The organism is Brenneria goodwinii (assembly GCF_002291445.1).
Classification (GTDB): domain Bacteria; phylum Pseudomonadota; class Gammaproteobacteria; order Enterobacterales; family Enterobacteriaceae; genus Brenneria; species Brenneria goodwinii.
The window spans coordinates 3,742,004-3,767,222 of record NZ_CP014137.1 but is presented as its reverse complement, the minus strand read 5'-3'; the positions used below and the strand labels follow the sequence as shown (position 1 = coordinate 3,767,222).

Sequence of the window (25,219 nt, the reverse complement as noted above, 5' to 3'; positions counted from 1 at the left end):
CGGAGGAGATACCCTTATGACGCAACGCAATAAAAGGCATTCTGCATTGGACATCCCACGTATTTTCAATATCAGCGAAAGCGCTCATCGCATTCATAACCCGTTCACGGCGGAGAAGTTCGCCACGCTTGGCGCGGTATTACGCATGGAACCGGGTACCCGTGTACTTGACCTCGGCAGCGGCTCAGGTGAGATGCTCTGTACCTGGGCACGCGATTACGGCATCACCGGCGTTGGCATAGACATGAGCCAGCTATTCAGCGCGCAAGCAAAACGACGCGCAGAAGAGCTTGGTGTTACAAGTCGCGTCAATTTCATCCATAACGATGCCTCTGGCTACGTAGCCGACGAAAAATGCGACGTGGCGGCCTGTGTCGGCGCCACATGGATTGGCGGCGTCGTCGTCGGGACCATTGGGCTGCTGACCAGGAGTCTCAAGCCGAGCGGTATCCTCCTTATCGGTGAACCTTACTGGCGTCAGCTACCGCCGACGGAAGAGGTCGCCAGAGAGTGTGGCGCAACTTCTCTTGCCGACTTTCTCACCCTTCCTGAACTTGTGGCCTCTTTCGATAAGCTCGGTTACGACGTTGTGGAAATGGTGCTGGCAGACCAGGAAGGCTGGGACAGATACGAAGCCGCGAAGTGGCTGACTATGCGCCGATGGCTAGAGGCGAACCCAGATGACGACTTCGCGCAAGAAGTCCGGGCGCAGTTGACGATATCGCCCAAACGCCATGTTACCTACACGCGTGAGCACCTGGGATGGGGCGTGTTTGCGCTAATGGCGAGGTAATATGAGGCCGTTCAACTAAGGAAATACGTCAGGAAAGTCTTAGCGTAATCAGGTGAAGTCTCTTTACGTAAATCGTTACGTTCTTCCGGTGTTGCTTCAGCTACGACGGCATCAATGGCGCTTTCCATCGTATCCGCGCCAGTTATAACGTCGAAGTCCTGGTTGGGGGATATCTGAGTGCGGCGGGTTGCAAAAGATGCGCTCACCTCGCCAGTCTTGGCGCAGGGCATTATCATGATGTGACCAGAACCGGGGCGGTTTGGCGTTGGTGGCACTGGCCGCTGCATCCACGGTAAAGGCAAATTCCCGGTAGAGGTTGTTAAAAACCCTGTCTGGCGTCCTCCACGAATTCGATGATTGGCTGATTCGGTAAATATGAGGTTTCAGGCCGTCGCGCTGTCGTCACTGGACATACGAAAAAAAAGAAGGGGGGAACAATCCCCCATGGTATCCATCAGGTAATTACCCGGTCAATCTCACCGTACCGATGAGAGCGTCAATCATAAAGCCAGCGCCCAGCCTTGGCGGATTCAATCAGCATACCCACGGTTAGCGATGGGTGATTTTTGCTGAAATCTTCGGGAAAGTATTTTCCAAAATCGATATCTGACGGCTCAATGTTGAACCTTTCTACGTACCGCTCCATTAGCTCGTAAGCATCAAGCGGATCCATTCGGAAGTCTTCATTTAGATCAGTATCAAGCTTGAGCGGGTACGGTTTGAACGTGAAGAGCCGTCGCCCGTTATACTCTCCGACTAATTCCCATACAGCCCGCTCTATCTCTGCGTGTTTGCCTATCATATCCTTGTTTACCATACCCTATCCTCAGGCTTAACAATCCGGTTATAGCGAACCATTGACTCATAGCTGATTTGCGCAACGTCTACAGCCAAGACCAGCCAACCAATGACAGGAATGCTTCGCCCTACAAAGGTGCCAAGTTTGGCAGTCATGATACGCTTCACCTTGAACGGGTTTACGGGTGATTGTATCCATGTTGGGAGTTGGAACGGCAGCATGTACCTGTTTAGCAGTTTTCGCGAATATTTAGATGCATAACTGGTTCCCGGCGTTGCATTGGCAAATTTTCCCCGCACCGTGATGGTGTTCTGCCCACTATAAACAGCGGCCGCCGCTATAACGTCTTTTGCCCCGGTGAAGTGCTCGGCTGTCACATCCACCATGATCCAAAAGAACAACTCACCCGCTGAAAGATTGGTCAGCCCGCCGTAAAAGTACGTGCCGTTTAACTGCTCTACTGTATCCATACATGCTTATCCTAAAGTTAAGATTATCTAATCATAACGCCGTCTTCCCAATCTCAAAATAGGAGTTGTCTGCTGCCCTACTTCGTTCCTCAAGTGGTCAGCATGCAGACAATAAAAGCCATAAAGCGCCGTGATGGGTACATCCATCGATCAGCGCCGCAGGAGTATCATCAGATTTTCACAGCGGTAGCAACAGTAAGTCAGGTGTGCATTATCGTATACATTAAGCGGGGCAGAGCCAGCCGCTTTCCCGGACTGGTTAGGATTCCCATCATATCGCCTGTTTATCCCGCGCTAAGGTCGTTGCAAGCGCCGCTGTTTTGGGAGGGATTAGAGACGCTGACGGCGTCATTGGTTTCAAGTTGTTAGCCGAACTGGTAGCCCAGCGGCATAAAATTATGCTGGCAGTGCTGACTGTTCACGCTTTGTACGTGTTTGAGCCTGGAAACTACACGCTACTGTGAGACAATATCCCCCCTTGCCACTACTAACCACAGCAGCATTTTCTTGTAATGGGGATTTATACAGTTTTTGGTGACAGGTAGCAGAGAATTACCTATTAACTGGCTGTTTTAATTTAAAAAATCATGTATGGTGCGAAGGCCGGACTCGCAACTCAATTTAATGCATTGATTAATAGTTATTTAAAATAAATAAATGACTTCAATGACCACCATATTGACCCCTTTTATACAATAAGGGTTTTAAAACCATACTAATGATAGAAATCATAAATGAGCTATTTTTCCACATAAAATACTTGAATAACACTGCCATTTAATTATTTAACATTGTCTATAAAATAAAAACCATTTAGCTATAATTAAAAAATCACTAAGATAACTTGATAAGTTTATCACCTATGAGATTCTCAGGGATATTGATATCATTGCAAACAATTAACAACTCAGTACCGATACGCTTCTTTGCGGCACTATAATTTAAATAGAATTCATACATATTATTGATTTTATAAATTTCTTTTATTTTTAATGCGTTATCATAAGTTAATATCCAAGGAACGCTAATAGAAGAGATAACTTTAGATAAAGCGGCATGATCATTTTCATTGTAAAAATTCGTATATAAACTAGCTCCCTTCTCAAAATATGGAGGATCTATATACATGAAAAAATCATTTTCGCTGAGGTCATCTATTTTTTTTATAAAATCTACTGCATCCTCATTATAAATTTTTATAGAATCTTTATGCTTTTTTATTTTTACTATTTTTTTTATTAAATCATCTTTATTAAATCTACAGTTCAGCTTGTAATCACCTTCTTGTTTTAGCCCACCAATGACACCAGCTTTTAAAATAATTCCAGATCTATTCGTCCTGTTGAGGAAAAATGATGAGAATCCTAAATCTAGTACATTAGCGCTATTTTTATTATTTTGAATATTTCTTTGTTTATACCATTCATCAATAGTTATCTCGGTATTTTCTATTCTATCTATAAACGCTTCTGTATCATTAATAATAGAATGCCAGATAGCCCAAATTGAACGATCTAGATCATTCAAATGAATCTCTTCAGCAAACCCACCAAAAAGAAGAGCTAGCGCAAGCCCACCACCACCAGCATATGGCTCGGCATATTTACATTTATTTAGTGAATTATTCTGGATTATATTTGAAACCATCGGATAGATGGCTGTTTTACCTCCAGGGTAGCGAAGAGGGGAATAAGTTACTGGCATAGCTCACCTAAAAATAACATGTACTTTTTGTATTATACAATATTATTCGTAATAAAAACCACTATTTATATATTCTTTGGTTTAGATTGATGTTCAACACAAATTGTAACTAATGGTTTTGCAATTAACCAAACTGATTTTAGCATATCCCTATCTGGTAGGGTATATTCACCATGCGCATAACGATTCAATGAGTCTAAAGAATTCCAGTTAGCACTATCTTTAGATATAAATCTTGTTAAGTCGGCCAGATAAGCTTTATTAGTAAACCATACATCTCTCTTCACGAGAGCATTAATGTTATCAGAAAGATTTTTAACTCTTCCATTCCCGTTCAGACACTGATCTTTTTTCCCATGAATTTCAAAAATTCTTACTACTGATATTTCGACAATTGAACGTAACAATAAAGCAGCCGCATTTTTATACGTATCAATAAGCATGCCCTGTGCTTCTTGAATCAATATATCTAACTTATCGCTTCCAGTAATATAATTCACTCCCTTGGGAATTAAGGTTTCCTTAGGTTTTCTTCGAGGCTTATTAATCTCAACATCATCAGATGAGACCTTCGTATTACTATTATCTGGAGTAAAATCTACACTTCCATCATGTATTCCTACAGGTATCTTCTCCATCTCGCTTTCAATATAAGCATCTATTTGCTTACTTGTATTTAACTTACGAGAATCAATTTTCTTTGTAACAATATCAATTACAAACTGTCTCAGCAATGTGTTGAAATACGATTTAGAAGAATCTGTTTTTAGTCTATTTTCTTCGATTCTAAAACCTGTTTTTTCTTTAAATATTTTTGAATTCACCAACCTAGATATAGTACTAATATTAAATTTTGACATTAACGCTTTATCTTCAATATCAGTAGGTAACTCTAGCTCTGTAAAATATCTCTCTAAAAGGTACTCTTGGACTGAATCTTGTATTTCTGTAACTTTAACATTAAATCTTTCTGCAATATCCTGAATTGACTCACCACTGTCAATACCAATACTAGCAATAAATTTATTTTTTTGCTGTCTACTCCACTGAAGCTTTCCTTCTGCATGTAATTCAAAAAGAACATTTTCAACGGCTCTTCTTGATGGAGCAACAAATACATCTATTTTTTCTATCAAATCGGAGCCTAGGCGATTTTTATATAATTCGATTTTTCGTCGTTTAGCTGGTGAAGGAACTAATTCTGGATCAATCAGACATTTCAGCGCAGATACTCGGCGGTTTCCTTCTACCACTACGTAGTTTTCACCCTCTTTAACTACATATATAGGATCGTGTGATATAAACCCCTTTTCTACAATTTTATGTGCAAGCCTTTCAATTCGTTCGTTTTGGAATAAATAATTTAGTATATCTTTTGTTGTTCTAATTGTAATGTAACTTGGAATTCTTGGATTTTCTTTGTCAAGTCGTAAATTTGATACAGATAACGACAATCGTGGCCAAGAGCTATAATCTATTCTACTCATAAAACTCCCTATTTTGTTTATAATTAGCAAGATCAGTACAATTCATTTTTGACACCAATATGATACTACCAAAGCTGTATATAGCTAAAAAGTCAGCATGGCAGGATAATTAATAAACATCAAACCAGTACCTTCAACCCATGCTTCTGCACTATGGTAAGCAGTTTCAGCGATAGCCCACTAGGGCGTTTTACGCCGCTTTCCCATTTCTGCACGGTTGAAACACTGGTGTTCAGGTAGCGAGCGAAAACCGGCTGGCTGACGTTTAGCTTCTCACGTAGCGCCTTAATCTCAAGGGGTTGAAGATCGTCCACGCTGTTGAGACACGCTTTGTCAAAGTTGCGCATGGTTTCCTGTGGAATAGCATCAACGCTGAATAATCCAGAAGCCGCGCTGTGGATAGCCTCAAATGCAGGACTCTTGAATTTACTTTTTGCGGTCATGGCAAATCTCCACCAGTTCTTTACTCTTAAGCAGTGCCGTAATTTTTTCATCGGCAAGGGTTGCGTAGTGCTTCGCCAACTCACGGAATCCGGCCAGTTCACGATTATCGATATTCGCCATATCCTGCTTGGCATACAGGAACGTGTAAAACCAATGCTGTCCGCCTTTCGCCAGTATGATGGCGCGATCGCGATTCTGGTTCAGCCGCTTCTTATAAACGCCGCCGCCGAGATCGTCAGCTTTCCCTTGCATCACCGCCTCAATAGCCTGACATAACTCGCTATCCTTGATGGCGTGGGATTTAGCCGCCTTAGTAAACCATTTGGTTTTGAATACACGCATCAGGCCGACATCCTGTAACCTTAACTATAGCACTCAGTGCTACATTACTCTTTTTTCTCGCAGAGTCAAAGCACTTGAAACCTGCAAAACTTTGTCGTATTTTTGACCACGAAACCCTGCTGTCGATGACTGATCTGTCCTTGATTTAGTGCCCACCTTGTTTTCAAATCAATCAACGAAAGCGAGGTCACTATGACGAGACAACAATATACCCCAGAGTTCAAGCGCAGGGCCGTAGCGTTACTGCTCGAAAGCGGCAAGTCTGTTGCCCGTATGGCTCAGGAGCTTGATATCAAAGAGAACACGCTCTACAACTGAAAAAAACTCTATCAGGATAAGGCGGGGGCTGCTTTCTCCAACACGCCGCAGCTTTCCGAACAGGAACTGGAAATTCGACGCCTTAAAGCCAAAATCGCTGAACTGGAAGAGGATAAGCTCATCCTGAAAAAAGCGGCGGCGTTCTTTGCGCGGGAAAGCCGCTAAGATACGCCATGGTCACTCAGTTATCGGCTTTCCATGCGGTGAAACGAGTTTGCCTGTTGCTCAATGTCAGCAGGCGGGGTTACCGGTCATGGCGCAACCGCCCTCCCAGCCAGCGACAGTTGGCTGACGACATCCTGAGCCAACGGCTGATTCAGTTGCATCACGACAGCCGGGGAAATTACGGTATCCGGCGTCTGCAAAGTGATTTACAGGATGAACAGCGTTTTCATGGTAAAAGCCGCATCAGCCGTCTGATGAAACAGTCCGGTCTGAAAGCCGCGAATCAGACGCGCTATAAAGTGACGACGAACAGCCGGCACGATTATCCGATAGCGCCCAATCTGCTAAACCGGGAATTTAGCCCGGCAGAAGCGGATGTGGCGTGGGCTACGGATATAACGTATATCCGCACGGAAGAAGGCTGGCTGTATCTGGCGACAGTCATAGACCTGTATTCCAGACGAATAATCGGCTGGAGCCTGAGTAACAGACTGAAAACTCAGGTTGTGATTGACGCACTGGAAATGGCGATAAAACAGCGAAAGCCGACAAGGCAGGTAATAGCGCATTCGGACAGAGGGAGTCAATATGCGAGCCATCGATATCGGGATGTACTGAAAGATAACGATTTGCGCTGCTCAATGAGCGGAAAAGGTTGCTGTTACGACAATGCGGTAATGGAAAGCTTCTATCACACGCTGAAAACGGAGCTGATGCGGGGAAAAGGGTTTGTCAGCAGAGAACAGGCGATGAACGCCATATTCGATTATATCGAGGTGTTTTACAATCGCCGTCGCAAACATTCGACACTGGGTTATCAAACGCCGGTGGATTATGAAATGGCAGCATAATTAGGTGGGAATGATTTCAGGGACAGATCACTATGGCTACCCCTGCATAAAAGATCAATGGTCTCAAGACGTTCTTTAATATCTTATTTAAGGTTCAATTCTTGTAACCGACCACACTGTTGCCGTATACCCTTAAAAACATATTCCGCAAGCTCTGGTGGGAATGACTCAGGCAGCAACGCAGATACACGTTCAATAACTTCAGGTGTTCTGGAGATAATATCATCCATCATGGATTCAACCTGTCGTCTGCTCAGACCGGTTAACTCACCCTGCTTGATCCAATGTCGCCGTTGAATTCTGTACAGATGGTAATAATTACTGCTACCCCGAACAGCCATTGCCAGCTTGCACTTCTGCCAGGAAATCTGGTTATTACGCGGACCAATGACCGGCCATGCCGATAAAACATCATAAAGCGGTGTAAGGTGATAACGACCTTGTGGCTCAATAGCGATACTGAAATTTTTGGCGTGCCCATCAGTAGCCGCTATCAGCCAGAAAATAATTTGCGCTCTGAAAAACTGCGCTTTGTCCTGCTCAGCCTGCTCCGAATGACTCAGTATTTCCATAATATCGGAAATCCCCGGCCCACCATCAGACTGGTATTTTCGTAGCGGGGAAACCCCCATAGCCTGACACATATCCTCTTGTGGCAAGCGAATGATCCATTGCCGATCACTTGACCATCTTCTGTCAAAACGCTCAACAACCAATACCTTCTGATCTTCAAACTGCGCAATCTGTGTTTTTGCGACAGGAATTCCATATTCCTTAAGGATCAAAGAACATAGCCATTCATTTTCAACCGACGTACTCATATCCGCTTGCATATTACCCACCAGCCCGAGTGGTAACTTGAAAATATGCGTCGTAGGGGTACTACCTTCTGGCAAGCACCATTGTCCTTCATGCCAGAGTAAAGCCGTTTTTTCCTGCGCACCGGCAATCGATAAACGTAAATCGTCAGTATCATCCTGCCGACCTGGCAACAATGCCGCTGTTGTATTACGCAATATAGCGGCGATCTCAGCTTCACAAAGTGGGCGATAATTTACGGAAAATAGATCTGTGGGCTCCTCATTACCATTCAGTAACTGTATTGCGCCAACACAGTCTCTTCCCAGCTCAGCCAACAGATCAAAAGGCTCAAGGCTATCAGCATGGTAACGCGTTGCTAAACGCCTGCGTATACCTTCGCTGTCAGGCAATAAATTATCAAAATAGTCGCGTACCACATTGCCGCGCCAAAGCTGATTACCGGGGGTGAAAAGCAAAGAAAGCGATAAAGGTCTTCCCTGTTCATCAGCGATCCATTCGGGAAGATATTGCAACCTATCTTCGCCTCGGGTCTTTTCCCAGAATCCCACTTGAATTCCATTCATCCATATTGCTAAACGCTGTTGTGTTCGAGGCATAGTGTCACCATTTTTCCCGTCTGGCGGGTGAGTCTATTGGCTTTTCTGGCTCTTCCATTGTTGAGGATGACATAGAAAAATGTACTCTTGGTTCAGAAGACAGCACCACCTCAACCCCCAGAACGGTGAGCACTTTAAACAAGCGCTCAATACTGGCACTTCCGGGGTTTGCTTCCAAACGGGCATAGGTTTGCTGTGTTACACCTAACCTTTCAGACACGTCTTTTTGCGTCAGTCCCTTAGCTTTGCGAAAGCCAATCAGCAATGGGCGCAACTGATTCAAGGTTTTCAACGGATAGACTGTATTCATAAGGCACTTACCCTTATTTTAGATACTTATACATACTATAGGCTGTTTTTACATAATACACCCTATAAGCTGTAAAAACAAAATACATCAAATAAGCTGTAAAATAACAAAACAGCTTATATGCTGTAAAAAGGTAAACTTATAATGGTGGAAAACGATCTGGCAGAAATGATACTTGGGTATTATGAGTCGCAGGGAAAATCATCTACATAAGAAAAATGAGCGCCAGCCCCCCCCCCAAAAAGGGGCTGGCGCGGAGCTTAATGCATAGGCTTTCGATACAGGATACGTCCCTGTATTTCTATTGATTAGGCTTTCTTCAGTCTGGTGATAAACGCCCGCATATCAGAGCGATTTACAACACGCCCTGCATCAACATCGGCAAGTCCCTGTAAGATCCTCTGATGACGCTGTTCTGCCTCTTCAATCAGTGAAGTAACCGACACCGTTGGTTTTTTCGTTTTTTTCATCGCTAACTCATTAATGAATCAAATATTTCTAAACTCATACGGCACCACATACTCATCCCGATTCGCATCCAGATAATCCGCCCACCATTGCAGCATCAGCCTGCGCTCATCCAGATGTTCCGCTTTGTGGATATAGGCGGCACGGACGCCATTACGTTCCTGATGACTCATTTGCCGCTCTACCGCATCCCGTGACCACTGGCCGGACTCCACCAGTGCGCTACAGGCCATCGTGCGGAGGCCGTGTCCGCACACTTCGGTGGTGGTGTCGTAGCCCATTGTTCGTAATGCGTTGTTGACGGTGTTTTCACTCATCGGTTTGGTTGGCCGACGATCGCCGGGGAAAATCAGTTCGTGTCCGCCACTGATGGCCTTGATCTCTTCCAGCAGCGCCAAAGCCTGTCGGGATAACGGCACCAGATGTTCAGACCGCATCTTTGCGCCACGCTGTGAGTGCTTCACGCCGGGGATGGCCTCGCGTTCAGCCGGTATCGTCCACATGGCGTATTTGAAATCGATTTCCAGCCAGCGGGCAAAACGTAGCTCGCTGGAACGAATAAAAACGCACAGCGTGAGTTTTAACGCCAGTCTGGTTAACGCCCGCCCTTTGTGGCGTTCAATCCTTGCCAGAAAATCCGGCAGCTTGTTCAGCTTCAACGCTGGCCGATGGGTGGCTTTTGGCGCGGCTATCGCCCCGGAGAGGTTTTGCGCTGGGTTACGCTCTATCAGATCGTTCTGCACCGCGTAGCGCATGATATCGGTAACGCGCTGGCGCAGCCGTGACGCCAAATCAAGATGGCCGTTCTGTTCGACGACTTTAAGCGGCTCCAGCAGGTCTTTAGTTTTCAGATCGGCGATATGGCGATGCCCAATAGCAGGCAGAATATTACGTTCCATATCGCGCCATACCCGTCCTGCATGCGTTTCTGACCACCGGTTTTGGCTAATGTTTCGGTGCCAGTCCTGCGCGACCTTCGCAAAAGTATTCAACGCTTCTTGCGCCTGCTCTTTTTCTTCTTCACGCTTTTCCGTGGGGTGGATGCCCTCCAACAGCAGCAATCGCACCTCGTCACGTTTCTCTCTGGCCTTTGCCAGCGAGATCAGCGGATAGGCGCCGAAAGCAATCCGGCTCTCCTTGCCTGCAAAGCGGTACTTGAGATACCAGCGCTTAGAGCCGTTAGGACTCACCAAAAGATACAGGCCGTGCGCGTCCGCGAGTTTATAGGCTTTCTCGCGCGGCTTGGCGGTACGGGCAACAACGTCGGTCAGTGCCATAATTTGGGGGTCAACTCATAATCGAAGTGAATTGACCCTCATCTTGACCCCCAAATTATCTGGATGTCAATGGACGAAAAAAGACCAGTGTGGATAAAATAGACAAAAACGCAGAGAGGGGAATGAAATTAAAATTGTTATTTTACAGATAGATATGGAATTCAGTGGACGATTATGGACATAAAAAAAGCCACCCTAAGGTGACTTAATTTTCATACTATGGTGCCGAAGGCCGGACTCGAACCGGCACGTATTTCTACGGTTGATTTTGAATCAACTGCGTCTACCGATTTCGCCACTTCGGCACGAAGAGGTATGCGGAAAACGGGTGCATTATACCGTTTGCCGACTGGTGCGCAACTCTATTCCGCCCTGCATTGGGTTAAGTGCTGAAAAAATCATCTTTGGCAAGGCGTTATCGCGTTTTCAGGGCTGGGCGCGTTTATGTCGGATAGAAAAAGGCGCTGAGCGATTTCCCGGTCAGCGCCTTTACTTTTATTCCGTTTTCTATTTTGCCTAACGGCGTTTCAACAGCAATGCCACGCTGATTATCAGGAACACCATACTTGGCAAAATAGCGCCCAATATCGGGGGAATGCCGTATACCAAACTCAATGGCCGGAAGATTTCATTGAGCAGGTAGAACAGGAAACCAAAGCTGATGCCAATGACGATACGCAGTCCGGCGGGAACGCTGCGCAGCGGGCCAAAGATGAAGGAGAGCGCCATCAGCATCATGACGGCGACGGATAGCGGCGCAAATATCTTGCTCCACATGCTCAGCACGTAGCGGCTGGGTTCCTGTCCGCTCAGCTTGAGGTAGTTGGCGTAGTCGTAGAGTCCGCTGATGGAAAGGGCGGTCGGTTCAAGCGCCGCCACCCCGAGTTTGTCGGGGGTTAGGTTGGTTTTCCATTCGCCGCTCAGCGTCTGGCTGCCGCCAATCTGTTTTCCGTCGCGGAGGTCGGATTCATCAACCTGGGAAAGCCTCCACTGGTTATCCTCAAACAACGCGGATGCGGCATAGCGGACCGACAGCAGTTTGTTTTGATTATCGAAGTGGTAGATGTTGACCCCGGATAGTTCTTTGTTGTTCACCACCCGCTCGATAAAGATGAAATCATTGCCATCTTTGGCCCACAGACCATTTTGCGTGGAGATCATGGAGCCGCCGGAGATCATTTGCGAACGGTAGTTGCGCGCCATCTGTTCCCCTCTTGGCGATACCCACTCGCCAATCGCCATGGTGAGCAGTACCAGCGGGATAGCGGTTTTCATCACGGCGGCCGCGATTTGTAAGCGGGTAAATCCCGCGGCCTGCATCACCACCAGTTCACTGCGGGTTGCCAGCGTCCCCAGACCCAGCAGCGCGCCAAGCAGCGCAGCCATCGGGAAGAAGGTTTCAATATCTTTCGGCACGCTGAGCAGCGTATAAAGTCCGGCCCCAAGCGCCGAATAGCTTCCTTGGCCGACTTTGCGCAGCTGATCGACAAATTTGATGATGCCGGAAAGCGATACCAGCATGAACAGCGTCGCCATGATGGTGGTAAAAATCGTTTTACCGATATAACGGTCTAGTACGCCAAACATCAGACCGCCTCCCTCAGCGTCAGACGGGACCGAATTTTGCGCATAGGCACGGTATCCCAGAGATTCAACAGCACGGCAATGCCGAGATACAGCAGATTCGTCATCCATATCCATATCATGGGATCCAATTTCCCTTTGCTGGCGTTGGAGCGCAGCGAGCTTTGCAGCAGGAAGAAAATCAGATAGAGCAGCATCGCGGGCAGCATGCTCAGCACTCTGCCCTGGCGCGGATTGACGACGCTCAGCGGCACGACCATCAACGCCATGATCAACACGGAGACGATGAGCGTCAGACGCCAGTGAAACTCGGCTCGGGCGTCATGGCTATCTGAACGCCACAGCGTGGTCATATCCATCTGTTCCACGTCGCTGCTATCGAGCGTGACCGACTGATGGCCAATCACCGCCTGATAGTTGGTGAAGTCCGTGATGCGGAAATCACGCAGCAGCGCGGTGCCTTCATAGCGGGCGCCGTTGTCCAGCGTCACGATCTGTGTTCCATCGTCGTTCTGTGCGACATGACCGTGATCGGCGACGACGACCGAAGGCCGCGCGTTGCCTCTGGGCCGTAGCTGAGCCAGAAACACATGTTCAAATTCCGATCCTTTGACGTTGCCGACAAACAATACGGCATTGCCGCCCTGAGCGGACTGGAACTGGCCTTCCACCAGCGTGGCCATGCCGGGGTTGGCTTTGGCTTCGGCCATCACCACTTCCTGATGGCGTGAAGACCAGGGGCCAAGCCACAGCGCATTGACGGTAGCCGCCGCCGCCGTCAGCAACCCGAGCGCCAGCGCCGCCTTAAGCAGTACGCTTTTGCCGAGACCGCAGGCATGCATCACCGTGATCTCGCTTTCCGCATACAGGCGGCCAAATGTCATGAGTAATCCGAGAAATAAACTTAACGGTAGAATAAGCTGCGCCATTTCAGGCACGCCCAACCCCAGCAGGGAAATAACCAGATTGGTCGGGATATCGCCATCAACGGCGGCGCCCAGTATTCGCACCAATTTCTGACAAAAGAAAATCAGTAACAGAATGAAAAGGATGGCCAGTTGGCTTTTAAATGTTTCCCGTACCAGATATCGAGTGATGATCACGCTTAATTACGCCTGTGAAAACTTGTCTTTTTGCAGGAAAGTCGATAGTTTCTTCGCTAACTCGCCATTTATACTCATTTGTGGCAACCTTCGTAGCTAAAACTGTATTACAACATACTGTGTTTGGGTTGTTTTATCAGAACCTGCTTATACTGATCGAAGCAGGCTCATTACGTCGTTAAGATTAACACAGGTTATGTTAACGCAACGGCGGGAAAGTATTACGGAGTGTCACATTCTAGCCGTTGATCCCGTCTTTGTCTTTAAGATTCAGGAGAGTACATGGAGTTCAGCGTAAAAAGCGGTAGCCCGGAAAAACAACGCAGTGCATGCATTGTCGTCGGCGTGTTTGAACCGCGTCGCTTGTCCCCGATTGCCGAACAGCTTGATAAAATCAGCGACGGCTATATCAGCGCCTTGCTTCGCCGCGGTGAACTGGAAGGCAAAGTGGGGCAGTCATTGCTATTGCATCATGTACCCAACATCCTTTCGGAACGTATTTTACTGATTGGCTGCGGCAAAGAGCGTGAACTGGACGAACGTCAATATAAGCAGGTCATTCAGAAAACCATCAACTCGTTAAATGAAACGGGGTCGATGGAAGCGGTCTGTTTTCTGACCGAATTGCACGTTAAAGGGCGTAATACTTACTGGAAAGTGCGTCAGGCGGTCGAAACGGCGAAAGAGTCGCTCTATACCTTTGATCAGCTGAAAAGCAATAAAGTCGAGTTACGTCGTCCGCTGCGTAAAATGGTGTTTAATGTGCCGACGCGCCGCGAGCTGACCAGCGGAGAACGCGCTATTCAGCACGGTCTGGCGATTGCCGCCGGTATCAAAGCGGCGAAAGATCTGGGCAACATGCCGCCCAATATCTGTAATGCCGCCTATCTGGCCTCTCAGGCGCGCCAACTGGCCGATACCTACAGTCAGAACATCATTACTCGCGTGATTGGCGAACAGCAGATGAAAGAGCTGGGCATGAATGCCTATCTGGCGGTCGGTCAGGGGTCTCAGAATGAATCCTTGATGTCGGTTATCGAATATAAAGGCGATCCGTCGCCGGATGCCCGGCCGATTGTGCTGGTCGGGAAAGGGCTGACGTTTGATTCCGGCGGCGTGTCGATCAAGCCGGCCGACAGCATGGATGAAATGAAATACGATATGTGCGGCGCCGCCACGGTCTACGGCGTGATGCGCATGGCGGCGGAGCTGGCGCTGCCGCTGAATATTATCGGCGTACTGGCCGGCTGCGAAAATATGGTCGACGGGCGTTCTTATCGTCCGGGCGATGTGCTGACCACCATGTCGGGCCTGACGGTGGAAGTGCTGAACACCGACGCGGAAGGCCGTCTGGTGCTGTGTGATGCGCTGACCTATGTGGAGCGCTATGACCCCGAGGTGGTGATTGATATCGCCACGCTGACCGGCGCCTGCGTGATCGCGCTGGGCCACCATATTACCGGGCTGATGGCGAATCACAATCCGTTGGCTCATGAACTGCTGGGCGCTTCCGAGCAGTCCGGCGATCGGGCGTGGCGTCTGCCGTTAACGGATGAATTTCAAGAGCAGTTGGAATCCAACTTCGCCGATATGGCGAATATTGGCGGCCGCCCCGGCGGCGCGATTACGGCGGGTTGCTTCCTGTCTCGCTTTACGCGCAAATATAGCTGGGCGCACCTGGATATCGCCGGTACGGCCTGGCGCTCAGGAAAAGCCAAAGGCGCGACGGGGCGTCCGGTGGCGCTGCTGTCACAGTTCCTGCTTAATCGCGCCGGGCTGAATGACGTAGAATGATGGTAATCCGTCAGGAGCGCCGAATTTACCTGAATAAACGGGCCGGTGTTTCCGGCCCTTATCAATAGTGTAAACAATGAAAAACGCAACGTTCTATCTTCTCGAACATGACAGAAAAAGCGATGAGCTCAGCGCCTTTGAGGCGCTGGCATGCGATCTGGCAGCAGAACGTTGGCGCGCGGGAAAGCGGGTATTGATCGCCTGTGAGAATGAACAGCAGGCCATACGGCTGGATGAAGCGCTGTGGCAACGCGATCCGCATTCGTTCGTTCCGCACAATCTGGCCGGCGAGGGGCCGCGTCAGGGCGCGCCGGTCGAACTGGCATGGCCGGAGCGGCGGGGAAACGCCCCCCGGGAACTGCTTATCAGCCTGTTGCCGTACTTCGCAGACTTTGCCACCGCTTTCCATGAAGTGATAGACTTTGTCCCTTACGAAGAATCCCTGAAACAGTTGGCGCGCGACCGCTATAAAGCCTATCGCAGCGTCGGCTTTCATTTGACTACGGCTAAGCCGCCAACTCACTGAATTTTGAGCATAATGGAAACGAAATATAACCCGCAAGATATCGAGCAGCCTCTTTACGAGCACTGGGAAGAGCAAGGCTATTTCAAGCCGAACGGCGATGCGAGCAAAGAAAGCTTCAGCATCATGATCCCGCCGCCCAACGTCACCGGCAGCTTGCATATGGGCCATGCTTTCCAGCAAACCATTATGGATACGCTGATTCGCTATCAGCGCATGCAGGGGAAAAACACCCTATGGCAGGCGGGCACCGACCACGCCGGTATCGCCACCCAGATGGTGGTGGAGCGTAAAATCGCGGCGGAGGAAGGCAAGACCCGCCACGACTACGGCCGCGAAGGGTTTATCAATAAAATCTGGCAGTGGAAAGCCGAATCCGGCGGCACCATTACCCGTCAGATGCGCCGACTGGGCAACTCCGTGGACTGGGAGCGCGAGCGCTTTACCATGGACGAAGGGCTGTCCAACGCGGTGAAGGAAGTCTTTGTCCGCCTGTATAAAGAAGACCTGATTTACCGCGGCAAGCGCCTGGTTAACTGGGATCCGAAACTGCGCACCGCCATTTCCGATCTGGAAGTGGAAAATCGCGAATCCAAAGGCTCCATGTGGCACCTGCGCTATCCGTTGGCCGACGGCGTTAAAACCGCTGACGGCAAAGATTATCTGGTGGTCGCCACCACCCGTCCTGAAACCGTGCTGGGCGATACCGGCGTAGCGGTAAACCCGGAAGACCCGCGCTATAAAGATTTGATTGGCAAAGACGTGATCCTGCCGTTGGTTAACCGCCGCATCAAGATCGTCGGCGACGAACATGCCGATATGGAAAAAGGCACCGGCTGCGTGAAGATCACGCCGGCGCATGATTTCAACGACTACGAAGTCGGCAAGCGTCATCAGTTGCCGATGATCAACATTCTGACCTTCGACGGCGATATCCGTCAGGAAGCCGAAGTCTTTGATACCAATGGCGAAGCCAGTACCGCCTACAGCGGCGATATCCCCACCCAGTTCCGCGGCCTTGAGCGTTTCGCCGCTCGTAAAGCGGTGGTCGCGGCGTTTGATGAACTGGGGCTGCTGGAAGAGATCAAAGCGCATGATTTGACCGTTCCCTACGGCGATCGCGGCGGCGTGGTGATTGAACCGATGCTCACCGACCAATGGTATGTGCGTACCGCGCCGCTGGCGAAAGTGGCGATTGAGGCGGTGGAGCAGGGTGAAATTCAGTTCGTACCGAAGCAGTACGAAAATATGTACTTCAGTTGGATGCGCGATATTCAGGACTGGTGTATCTCTCGCCAACTGTGGTGGGGGCACCGTATTCCGGCCTGGTATGACCAACAGGGCAAAGTTTACGTCGGCCATGATGAAGCGGAAGTGCGCCGCGAAAATAACCTGTCTGACGACGTAGCATTGAATCAGGATGAAGACGTGCTGGACACCTGGTTCTCTTCCGGTCTGTGGACCTTCTCCACGCTGGGCTGGCCGGAACAGACGCCGGAGCTGAAAGCGTTTCATCCCAGCAGCGTGATGGTCAGCGGCTTCGATATTATCTTCTTCTGGATTGCCCGCATGATCATGCTGACCATGCACTTCATCAAAGATGAAGATGGCAAACCGCAGGTGCCGTTCCATACCGTTTATATGACGGGCCTGATCCGTGATGAAGAAGGCCAGAAGATGTCGAAATCCAAAGGGAACGTGATTGACCCGTTGGATATGGTGGATGGCATTTCGCTCGAAGCGCTGCTGGAAAAACGTACCGGCAACATGATGCAGCCTCAGCTGGCGGAAAAAATCCGCAAGCGTACCGAGAAACAGTTCCCGAACGGTATTGAACCGCACGGTACGGACGCGCTGCGCTTTACGCTGGCGGCGCTGGCTTCCACCGGGCGCGATATCAACTGGGATATGAAACGCCTGGAAGGTTACCGCAATTTCTGCAACAAGCTGTGGAACGCCAGTCGTTTTGTGCTGATGAATACCGAAGATCAGGATTGCGGCTTCAACGGCGGAGATAAAGTGCTGTCGCTGGCCGATCGCTGGATCCTGGCGGAATTCAACCGCACGGTGAAAGCGTATCGTGAAGCGTTGGACGGCTATCGTTTCGATATCGCCGCCAATATTCTGTACGAATTCACCTGGAATCAGTTCTGCGACTGGTATCTGGAACTGGCTAAGCCGGTGATGAACGGCGGAACAGAGGCCGAGCTGCGCGGCACCCGCCATACGCTGGTGGACGTGCTGGAAGCGCTGCTGCGTCTTGCGCACCCGATCATTCCGTTTATTACTGAAACCATCTGGCAACGGGTGAAAGCGCTGAAAGGCATCACTGCCGACACCATCATGTTGCAGCCTTTCCCTGAGTACCATGCCGCGCTGGAAGATACGCAGGCGCTGAACGATCTGGAATGGATCAAGCAGGCGATTATCGCCGTGCGTAATATCCGTGCGGAAATGAATATTGCGCCGGGCAAACCGCTGGAACTGTTGTTGCGTGACGCCAGCCCCGAAGCAACGCGTCGGGTAGAGGAAAACCGTAGCTTTATTCAGACGCTGGCTCGTCTGGAGAGCATTACGCTGCTGCCGGCGGGGGATAAAGGCCCGGTTTCCGTTGCCAAGCTGGTGGACGGCGCGGAACTGCTGATCCCGATGGCGGGTCTGATTGACAAGGCTGCGGAGCTGGAGCGACTGGCGAAAGAAGTGGCCAAAATTGAAGCGGAAATCGGCCGCATCGCAAGCAAACTGGCCAATGAAGGTTTTGTGGCTCGCGCGCCGGAAGCGGTAGTGGCGAAAGAGCGTGCGAAACTTGATGGTTATGCCGTTGCAAAAGCGAAATTGCTGGAGCAACAGGCGACTATCGCCGCGCTGTAGTTTGTATTGATTAAAGTTTGTCTTGATTAAAGTTTGTATTGGGCAACGCTGATATCGGTTGCTCTTTTTCTCACGGAATCAGTCAACACGCCCGATGTATCTTCATCGGGCGTCGCTTCCAACAGACCGTCTCTTCCGGCAATCACCCTGTATATACGCCAAACAATTTCGGCAGCCATAGCGAAATGGCGGGAATATAGGTCACCAGCATCAACACCATGAACAGCCCGCAATAAAACGGCAGCATTGCCTTAACCACCTGTTCGATTTTCTGTTTACTGACCGCGCTGGCGACGAATAACACCGAACCCACCGGCGGGGTAATCAAGCCAATCCCGAGATTAACCAGCATGATCATGCCGAAGTGGACGGGATCGATCCCCAGGGAGAGCGCCACGGGCAGCAGGACGGGCGTCAGGATCAAAATCAGCGGCGCCATATCCATCAGCGTGCCAATCAGCAGCAGCATGATGTTAATCCACATCAGGATGACGTATTTATTATCAGAAATGGAGGTGAAAAAGTCGGTGATACGGCTTGGGAGCTGCATATAGGTCATGATGGCGCCGAATGCCGCCGCGAAGCCAATGAGGATCATTACGATAGTGACCGTTTTCACAGTGCGATACATCAGCTTGGGAAGCTCGGACCACTTGTAATCGCGATAGATAAACATGGTAACGAAGAAGGACCACAGGCAGGCGATGGCGGCAGACTCGGTTGCGGTGAAAATGCCGGAAAGGATCCCCCCCATAATGATGACGACCGTCATCAGCCCCCATAACGTGTCCACAAATATTTTCAGCGCCTGACGAAAAGGAACGCGTTCGCCCTTGGGATAACCGCGCTTATGGGCAAAACCCACGCACATGACCATCATCGTCATACTCAGCAACAAGCCGGGCATGATCCCGGCAATAAACAGCGAGGCGATGGACACCGTTCCGCCGGTTGCCAGCGAATAGATAACGGAGTTATGGCTGGGTGGCGTCAGAATCGCCTGAACGGAACCGCTGGCGGTTACCGCGGCGGAGAAGTCGCGCGGATAGCCTTTTTTCTCCATTTCCGGGATCATGACGGAGCCGATTGAGGCGGTATCCGCCACTGAAGAGCCTGATATTGCGCCGAAAAATGTTGAGGCGACGATGTTGACCAGCGATAAGCCGCCGCGGATAAATCCGACGAAGATATAGGCGAAGCTGACCAAACGGCGGGCGATGCCGCCTTCAGCCATAATGGCTCCCGCCAGAATAAAAAAGGGGATAGCCAGCAGAGAGAATTTATTCACGCCGTTGGTAATCTGGATCATCACCGCTTCGAGTGGCAGGTCGATCCAGAAAGCGCCGACGATGGCGCTTAGCCCTACGGCATAGGCAACCGGAACGCCGACGGCCAACAATACCGCCAGCGTCGCCACTAATATAAATGCATCCATTATGGGCTCCGAATTAAGAACTGCCGAGCATCACCACAGGGCGTTTATCCTGGGGACCAAAGCAAACTCTTTCAATAATAAAGAGGAGGGTGATCAGCGAGCCGATGGGCAAAGGTAAATAACTTTCGCCGGCGGAAAGTAAAGGAAACTCCGCTACCGGCTGTTCCCATAGCTTTATGCATAACAGGGTGCTGTAGTAAAGAATGAATACGCTGATTAACAGCATCAGCATATTCGCCAAATGTAGACAGACTCTCTTTCCTGATTCAGACAGGCGGTCGGTAAGCATGCTGACGGCAATGTGTGAACAGGAGCGGTAACTGACGGCAGCGCCGACGAAAGTGAATGTCACCATGCAAATAATAGATATTGGTTCAGGCCAGGATAACGCGGCATTAAGCACATAACGTGCGAAAATGCCTACGGGAATAAGCAGCGTCATTAATAATAACGCCAGGCCAGAAACCCACATGGCAATAAGATAGAGAATATCCATGATGGAGATATACTTGCGGGCCATATTTTCACCTGTTTACCATCGGTAATAACGGGTAAATAATTCTTATTATTTACCTGCGTAATCACCGTGTTATTTAACGTCGGCAATGGATTGAATCAGATCCTGATATTTGGCTCCGAACTGATTGCGTACAGATTGCGTTGCTTTGAAATAATAGTCATTGTCTATTTCATGGAACTGAACGCCGCCGGCTTTCATTTTATCCAGGGATTGTTGAGTATACTCCTGCCACAGTATGCGCTGTTCCCGCTGCGCTTCTTTAGCCAGTGTTAAAATAATATTTTGATCTTCTTTAGAAAGTTTATCCCATTTGGTTTTTGAATAAAGAAACAGCTCCGGAATGATAAAGTGGCGGCTCCAGGTAAAGTTTTTGGCGACCGGCATATAGTTATGCGCAATATAGGTCGGCGGGTTGTTCTCCGTACCGTCAATTACGCCGGTTTGCATTCCGCTGAAGACTTCACTGGTTCCCATGGCGATGGCGTTGGCGCCCATGGCTTTTAATGTTGCCAGAGCAACCTGGCTGGCTTGTACGCGGATTTTCATTCCTTTGAGATCTTCCGGTTTTACTACTGGCTCTTTGGTAATCAGGTTACGGGTGCCTGCATCCATCCACCCCAGGAAAACTAATCTCGACTTACTGTTATTGGTAATTTTGTGCCCGATCTCCTCGCCGATTTGGCCGTCAAGCACCTTGTGCATATGATCTTCATCGCGGAAAATATAGGGCAGTGTGAATACCTCTATCTCTGGCAATATTGCCGCAACCGGGGTCATAGAGACACGGATCATATCAATGGCGCCCAGCTGCGCCTGCTCTATCATCTGTTTCTCATCGCCGAGCACTCCGCCGGGAAACGTTTTTATTTCCAGTCTTCCATTCGTGGCGGCTTTCAGTTTTTCCCCCATTTTTTGTACGGCAACGACATTGGGGTAACCTTCAGGGTGAACGTCTGAGGCTTTTATCTGTTGAGCTTGTATTGTCTGGCTCGTAAATAATAGTGAGGCAGAACCCAGAAAAAGGCTGATCAATATTTTTGACAGCTTCATTGAGTTATCTCCAGAAGTGATGGGTAGAGTGGTATTTAATGGTGTAACTAATTATTTTTATTAAAATTAGAACCGGAAAGACGAGTAGCTAATAGCGAAAGACGAGAGGGATTGCCGTTATCGGCTATTATCCTTTGCTGAAGTCCCTCTTAATTCTCAGGGATAAGCTAACCTATTATACAACTTTTAAAAATGACTCATATCACAAAAGCCATACATGATGTGAAATGCTGTTTTATTTATCTAATTTCAAACTGTAAGGGGAAAATAAATTATAAGAGTTTGTTTTTATTTATCTTAATCTATCATCGCCTTTCTGATGCTGTCAGATCACTTTAGCGAATATTTCTGGAAATGGTGTGATAACTTAATGTTGATCACATAACGGAAAACTGTAGTGGGAATACTCTCTTGACGGCATCGCTAGCGGAATACGGCGATTCGTCATACTTCGAGCGGCATATGCATTGGCTTTGTTACTCGGCCCATTTATGGGCCAACCGTTAGCGGGTCAGATGCGTTCCCGACGAATGTGTCGCTGCGTCGCCGCCTTTCTGCAACTCGAATTATTTAGTGTATAAACCTATGAATAATGGGGTTATTGCCTGGTGAAATATAAGCTTTTATTCCTTCATGTCCTCTATCTGACGGCCTCTTATACCTTTTGTTAATTGCGTTCTGATACAAATGTTGTTGCAGATCATGCGATACCGCAGGGAAAGGCCCGGCGAGCATAAATAATAATGAGAACGACTATCAATTAATTCAGGGTTTGGTATCATTTCAGGCTGATTTATTGTGTCATTGTGATGGTTTAACGGTGGAGGCACAGCGTGAAGACGGCTGTCAGTAACATTACCCAAAAAAAATGTGGCGCATTTAGCGTATTTTCCCGTAGGGTGCTGGTTATCCTGCTTGTGACGGCGGGTCTAAGTGGAAATGCGCTGGCTGCGCCCGCAACAACGCCTTTATCCAGTGAAAATACCAGTGATGCCGCAACGCCGACATCGGCGGCCCCTAATTCCTCTGCTCCTGCAACATCGACTGCTCCTGATTCCCCAGCCCCTAATGCTGATTCTGCTACCGCCGCGCCAATGCCGGTCGCGCAGGATGTATTGGCTCCTGGATCGTCGCTTTCTTTACCACCCAATGCGGCGCCAGGTATGGATAATCTGATGAGAACGGATCTCTCTTTCTGGGGCATGTACCAGCACGCGGATATCGTGGTGAAAGCCGTCATGATCGGCCTGCTGTTGGCTTCGATTATCACTTGGGCGATTTTCTTTAGTAAAAGCGTCGAGTTGTCGGGCGCCAAGCGCCGTCTGCGCCGTGAATATCAGTTGCTGGAACAGGCAAAAAATCTGGATGACGCCGCGGATTCGGCCAGCACATTTAAGACGGGCAGCGTGGCGCAACAGCTGTTGGCTGATGCACAGAATGAATTATCGCTGTCCGCCCTTTCAGATAATGATGACGGAATTAAAGAGCGTACGGCGTTTCGTCTGGAACGCCGCGTCGCCGCGACCAGCCGCTTAATGGGACGCGGTAATGGGTATCTGGCGACGGTAGGGGCGGTTGCGCCGTTCATCGGCTTATTCGGTACCGTATGGGGCATCATGAATAGCTTTATCGGCATCGCGCAAACGCAGACCACTAATCTGGCCGTTGTCGCGCCAGGCATTGCCGAAGCATTGCTGGCGACCGCGATTGGTCTGGTCGCGGCAATCCCCGCCGTGGTGATTTATAACGTATTTGCCCGCTGGATTGCCGGATATAAAGCTCTGGTTGGCGATGTCGCCGCGCAGATATTGCTGCTGTTGAGCCGCGACCTGGATGTCGCCGCCAGCAACAATGAAAGAAATACGTCATCGGCGCAGAAATTGCGGGTGGGATAAGTTATGGCTATGCATTTGAATGATGATGTTGGTGAAGATGGCGAAATGCACGACATTAACGTGACGCCGTTTATTGACGTCATGTTGGTGTTGTTGATCATTTTTATGGTCGCCGCGCCGCTGGCCACGGTTGATATCCGTGTTGATCTGCCGGCCTCATCCGCTGCTCCCCAGCCACGCCCTGAAAAGCCGGTCTATCTGACGGTAAAAGCCGATAAACAACTGTATGTCGGCGATGATGTGGTGAGTGAGCAGTCGCTGGCCCAGGCATTGGATGCGACAACCAGCGGCGATAAAGAAACCACCATCTTCTTCCAGGCGGATAAAAGCGTGGACTATGAAACCATGATGAGAGTGATGGATGCGCTGCGCAAAGCCGGATATCTCAAAGTCGGTCTGGTTGGCGCCGAGTCAGCGGCTAAATAAACAGACTCAATGATGATGTGCTCTTTGGCCGTTATTCCCCTTTGGCGGGAATAACGGCTTCGTTTGTTAGGGTTTGGTCGGCAATACGTAGATCTGAACGTCGCTCGCAACGCATAGGAAGCCCGAGCGACTTCCGCCATTAGCGTGATTCAGGGTGCCGCCAGTGGATGTGTACCGGCGGGAGATAACGCTTATCCTGCTCCAGCGGGCGCTCTTCGATCAACGTCGTAATCATGTCAAAACTGTTCCCCGCCAGACGTTCACTATCCTGTGCGATGGTGTCAATCTTCAACGGTAAACAATCAAACAGGTAGTGATCGTCAAAGCTGCACAGATGGATATCGCTCTCCATCAGGTTGTGCTGGCTCAAATAGCGTAACACCCCTTCCAACAGACCGCAGGCAGCGGTAAAGAGCGCTTTGGGCGGACGCCCTAACTCGGCGCAGAGCTGAGCGAACATTTCATAGCCTGAGCTGGGATGATAATTACCATGAATGATCCATTCAGGACGACACTCGATACCCGCTCGCTGTAATCCTAACTGGAAACCGGCCAGACGATCGCGGGTAGGGGAAATACGCGATTGGCCGCCAATAAAATAGAATTCGTCACTGTGCCGGCGAGCGACGCGTTCGACCAGTTCGGCGGTCGATTCGACCGATTCGGTTATTACCAGCGGTAATTCAGATTCACCGATCACCCGGTCAAATTGCACGACGGGCAATTGCTGATTGATTTTCTGATATTCGATGTCGTTGAGCATGCTGGACGCGACAATGATCCCGTCAACCTGACGCTGCACCAAACTGTTGACCGCCATCATCTCCTGACCGGGATTCTCATCCGTACAGGCGATAAGAAGCTGCAACCCCGCTTCACGGCACAGCATTTCCAGATCGCGCGAGATAACGGCAAAACCATAGTTGGTCATTTCAGGTACGACCAGGCCCAGCGTATTACTGCGGGACGAACGTAGTGAACGCGCGTGAATACTGGGCTGATAGCGCTGTTCGTGGGCGATGGACAGAATGCGATCGCGGGTGACATCGGAAACGCGAAATTCTTTACTGCGACCGTTAAGCACCACGCTGGCCGTGGATTTTGAGACGCCTGCGAGCATGGCGATATCGCTGATTGTTACGCGTTTAGTTTGTTTCACCGCTTGAGCTTTC

24 protein-coding genes, 1 tRNA gene and 1 pseudogene are annotated in these 25,219 nt (G+C 49.3%); 8 read left to right on the top strand and 18 right to left on the bottom strand.

Annotated elements, in window-relative coordinates:
* The first annotated feature begins 46 nt into the window (after window positions 1–46).
* A complete protein-coding gene (locus tag ACN28R_RS16725) occupies window positions 47–793 on the top strand; it encodes an SAM-dependent methyltransferase (protein WP_095835834.1) in 747 nt (248 codons plus the stop codon).
* 111 nt (window positions 794–904) lie between these two features.
* Here ACN28R_RS16725 and ACN28R_RS16720 read toward each other — a convergent pair whose 3' ends face one another.
* From ACN28R_RS16720 to ACN28R_RS16690, 7 genes are all read right to left on the bottom strand, one after another.
* Entirely contained in the window at window positions 905–1,159 is a 255-nt protein-coding gene (locus tag ACN28R_RS16720) for a DNA N-6-adenine-methyltransferase (protein ID WP_390225046.1), read from the bottom strand.
* A gap of 130 nt (window positions 1,160–1,289) precedes the next feature.
* Window positions 1,290–1,610, bottom strand: a complete 321-nt coding sequence (locus ACN28R_RS16715) for a DUF1493 family protein (protein ID WP_095834999.1) — start codon at window positions 1,608–1,610, stop codon at window positions 1,290–1,292.
* Window positions 1,604–2,062 (bottom strand): STM2901 family protein, encoded by a 459-nt coding sequence (locus tag ACN28R_RS16710; RefSeq protein ID WP_095834998.1) that lies wholly within the window; start codon window positions 2,060–2,062, stop codon window positions 1,604–1,606. Before ACN28R_RS16710 ends, ACN28R_RS16715 begins: the two co-directional genes overlap by 7 nt.
* A gap of 834 nt (window positions 2,063–2,896) precedes the next feature.
* A complete protein-coding gene (locus tag ACN28R_RS16705) occupies window positions 2,897–3,766 on the bottom strand; it encodes a DNA adenine methylase (protein WP_095834997.1) in 870 nt (289 codons plus the stop codon).
* Window positions 3,767–3,831: 65 nt separating this feature from the next.
* On the bottom strand, window positions 3,832–5,253 hold the full coding sequence (locus tag ACN28R_RS16700; protein ID WP_145957979.1) for a ParB N-terminal domain-containing protein: 1,422 nt from the start codon (window positions 5,251–5,253) through the stop codon (window positions 3,832–3,834).
* Window positions 5,254–5,372: 119 nt separating this feature from the next.
* Window positions 5,373–5,696 (bottom strand): helix-turn-helix domain-containing protein, encoded by a 324-nt coding sequence (locus ACN28R_RS16695; RefSeq protein WP_095834995.1) that lies wholly within the window; start codon window positions 5,694–5,696, stop codon window positions 5,373–5,375.
* The gene (locus ACN28R_RS16690; RefSeq protein WP_095834994.1) at window positions 5,680–6,039 is read right to left on the bottom strand and encodes a type II toxin-antitoxin system RelE/ParE family toxin; all 360 of its coding nucleotides are present in this window, start codon (window positions 6,037–6,039) and stop codon (window positions 5,680–5,682) included. Before ACN28R_RS16690 ends, ACN28R_RS16695 begins: the two co-directional genes overlap by 17 nt.
* Before the next feature lie 192 nt (window positions 6,040–6,231).
* Here ACN28R_RS16690 and ACN28R_RS16685 point away from each other — a divergent pair, with 192 nt between their 5' ends.
* Entirely contained in the window at window positions 6,232–6,357 is a 126-nt protein-coding gene (locus ACN28R_RS16685) for a transposase (protein ID WP_095834993.1), read from the top strand.
* 143 nt (window positions 6,358–6,500) lie between these two features.
* A pseudogene (locus tag ACN28R_RS16680) lies at window positions 6,501–7,373 on the top strand (IS3 family transposase); the annotation flags it as partial.
* 83 nt (window positions 7,374–7,456) lie between these two features.
* Here the strand turns inward: ACN28R_RS16680 and ACN28R_RS16675 are convergent.
* The 7 genes from ACN28R_RS16675 to lptF all read right to left on the bottom strand — a co-directional run bounded on the left by ACN28R_RS16675 (window position 7,457) and on the right by lptF (window position 13,533).
* Complete coding sequence (locus ACN28R_RS16675) at window positions 7,457–8,791, bottom strand: type II toxin-antitoxin system HipA family toxin (protein WP_095834991.1); 1,335 nt, start codon at window positions 8,789–8,791, stop codon at window positions 7,457–7,459.
* A gap of 4 nt (window positions 8,792–8,795) precedes the next feature.
* The gene (locus tag ACN28R_RS16670) at window positions 8,796–9,101 is read right to left on the bottom strand and encodes a helix-turn-helix transcriptional regulator (protein WP_095834990.1); all 306 of its coding nucleotides are present in this window, start codon (window positions 9,099–9,101) and stop codon (window positions 8,796–8,798) included.
* Window positions 9,102–9,409: 308 nt separating this feature from the next.
* Window positions 9,410–9,571, bottom strand: a complete 162-nt coding sequence (locus ACN28R_RS16665; protein WP_095834989.1) for a CopG family transcriptional regulator — start codon at window positions 9,569–9,571, stop codon at window positions 9,410–9,412.
* Between the two features lie 18 nt (window positions 9,572–9,589).
* Window positions 9,590–10,846, bottom strand: coding sequence for a tyrosine-type recombinase/integrase (locus tag ACN28R_RS16660; RefSeq protein WP_095834988.1), 1,257 nt, complete (start codon window positions 10,844–10,846; stop codon window positions 9,590–9,592).
* A gap of 220 nt (window positions 10,847–11,066) precedes the next feature.
* Window positions 11,067–11,151, bottom strand: a tRNA-Leu gene (locus tag ACN28R_RS16655).
* Between the two features lie 211 nt (window positions 11,152–11,362).
* Window positions 11,363–12,433: an LPS export ABC transporter permease LptG gene (lptG, locus tag ACN28R_RS16650; RefSeq protein WP_048636440.1), complete on the bottom strand. Its 1,071-nt coding sequence runs from the start codon at window positions 12,431–12,433 to the stop codon at window positions 11,363–11,365.
* Window positions 12,433–13,533, bottom strand: coding sequence for an LPS export ABC transporter permease LptF (gene lptF, locus ACN28R_RS16645; RefSeq protein ID WP_095834986.1), 1,101 nt, complete (start codon window positions 13,531–13,533; stop codon window positions 12,433–12,435). Before lptF ends, lptG begins: the two co-directional genes overlap by 1 nt.
* 282 nt (window positions 13,534–13,815) lie before the next feature.
* Between lptF and pepA the strand changes: the two genes are divergently transcribed.
* The 3 genes from pepA (at window position 13,816) to ACN28R_RS16630 (ending at window position 18,721) form a co-directional block, all read left to right on the top strand.
* Window positions 13,816–15,327 carry a leucyl aminopeptidase gene (gene pepA / locus ACN28R_RS16640; protein ID WP_048636438.1) on the top strand — a complete coding sequence of 504 codons (1,512 nt, stop codon included), beginning with the start codon at window positions 13,816–13,818 and terminating at the stop codon, window positions 15,325–15,327.
* A 76-nt stretch (window positions 15,328–15,403) separates the two neighbouring features.
* Window positions 15,404–15,853, top strand: a complete 450-nt coding sequence (locus tag ACN28R_RS16635; RefSeq protein WP_048636437.1) for a DNA polymerase III subunit chi — start codon at window positions 15,404–15,406, stop codon at window positions 15,851–15,853.
* A 12-nt stretch (window positions 15,854–15,865) separates the two neighbouring features.
* Window positions 15,866–18,721, top strand: coding sequence for a valine--tRNA ligase (locus ACN28R_RS16630; RefSeq protein ID WP_095834985.1), 2,856 nt, complete (start codon window positions 15,866–15,868; stop codon window positions 18,719–18,721).
* A gap of 142 nt (window positions 18,722–18,863) precedes the next feature.
* Here the strand turns inward: ACN28R_RS16630 and ACN28R_RS16625 are convergent, their stop codons facing one another.
* From ACN28R_RS16625 to ACN28R_RS16615, 3 genes are all read right to left on the bottom strand, one after another.
* Window positions 18,864–20,156 carry a TRAP transporter large permease gene (locus ACN28R_RS16625; RefSeq protein ID WP_048636435.1) on the bottom strand — a complete coding sequence of 431 codons (1,293 nt, stop codon included), beginning with the start codon at window positions 20,154–20,156 and terminating at the stop codon, window positions 18,864–18,866.
* Window positions 20,157–20,169: 13 nt separating this feature from the next.
* Complete coding sequence (locus tag ACN28R_RS16620) at window positions 20,170–20,676, bottom strand: TRAP transporter small permease (RefSeq protein ID WP_095834984.1); 507 nt, start codon at window positions 20,674–20,676, stop codon at window positions 20,170–20,172.
* A gap of 69 nt (window positions 20,677–20,745) precedes the next feature.
* Window positions 20,746–21,726, bottom strand: a complete 981-nt coding sequence (locus tag ACN28R_RS16615; RefSeq protein ID WP_095834983.1) for a TRAP transporter substrate-binding protein — start codon at window positions 21,724–21,726, stop codon at window positions 20,746–20,748.
* A gap of 833 nt (window positions 21,727–22,559) precedes the next feature.
* Here ACN28R_RS16615 and exbB point away from each other — a divergent pair.
* Both exbB and exbD read left to right on the top strand, forming a co-directional pair.
* Window positions 22,560–23,621, top strand: coding sequence for a tol-pal system-associated acyl-CoA thioesterase (exbB, locus tag ACN28R_RS16610; protein WP_095834982.1), 1,062 nt, complete (start codon window positions 22,560–22,562; stop codon window positions 23,619–23,621).
* Between the two features lie 3 nt (window positions 23,622–23,624).
* Window positions 23,625–24,047 (top strand): TonB system transport protein ExbD, encoded by a 423-nt coding sequence (gene exbD, locus ACN28R_RS16605; protein WP_048636431.1) that lies wholly within the window; start codon window positions 23,625–23,627, stop codon window positions 24,045–24,047.
* A gap of 139 nt (window positions 24,048–24,186) precedes the next feature.
* Here the strand turns inward: exbD and ACN28R_RS16600 are convergent, their stop codons facing one another.
* On the bottom strand, window positions 24,187–25,206 hold the full coding sequence (locus ACN28R_RS16600) for a substrate-binding domain-containing protein (RefSeq protein ID WP_095834981.1): 1,020 nt from the start codon (window positions 25,204–25,206) through the stop codon (window positions 24,187–24,189).
* Between the last annotated feature and the right edge of the window lie 13 nt (window positions 25,207–25,219).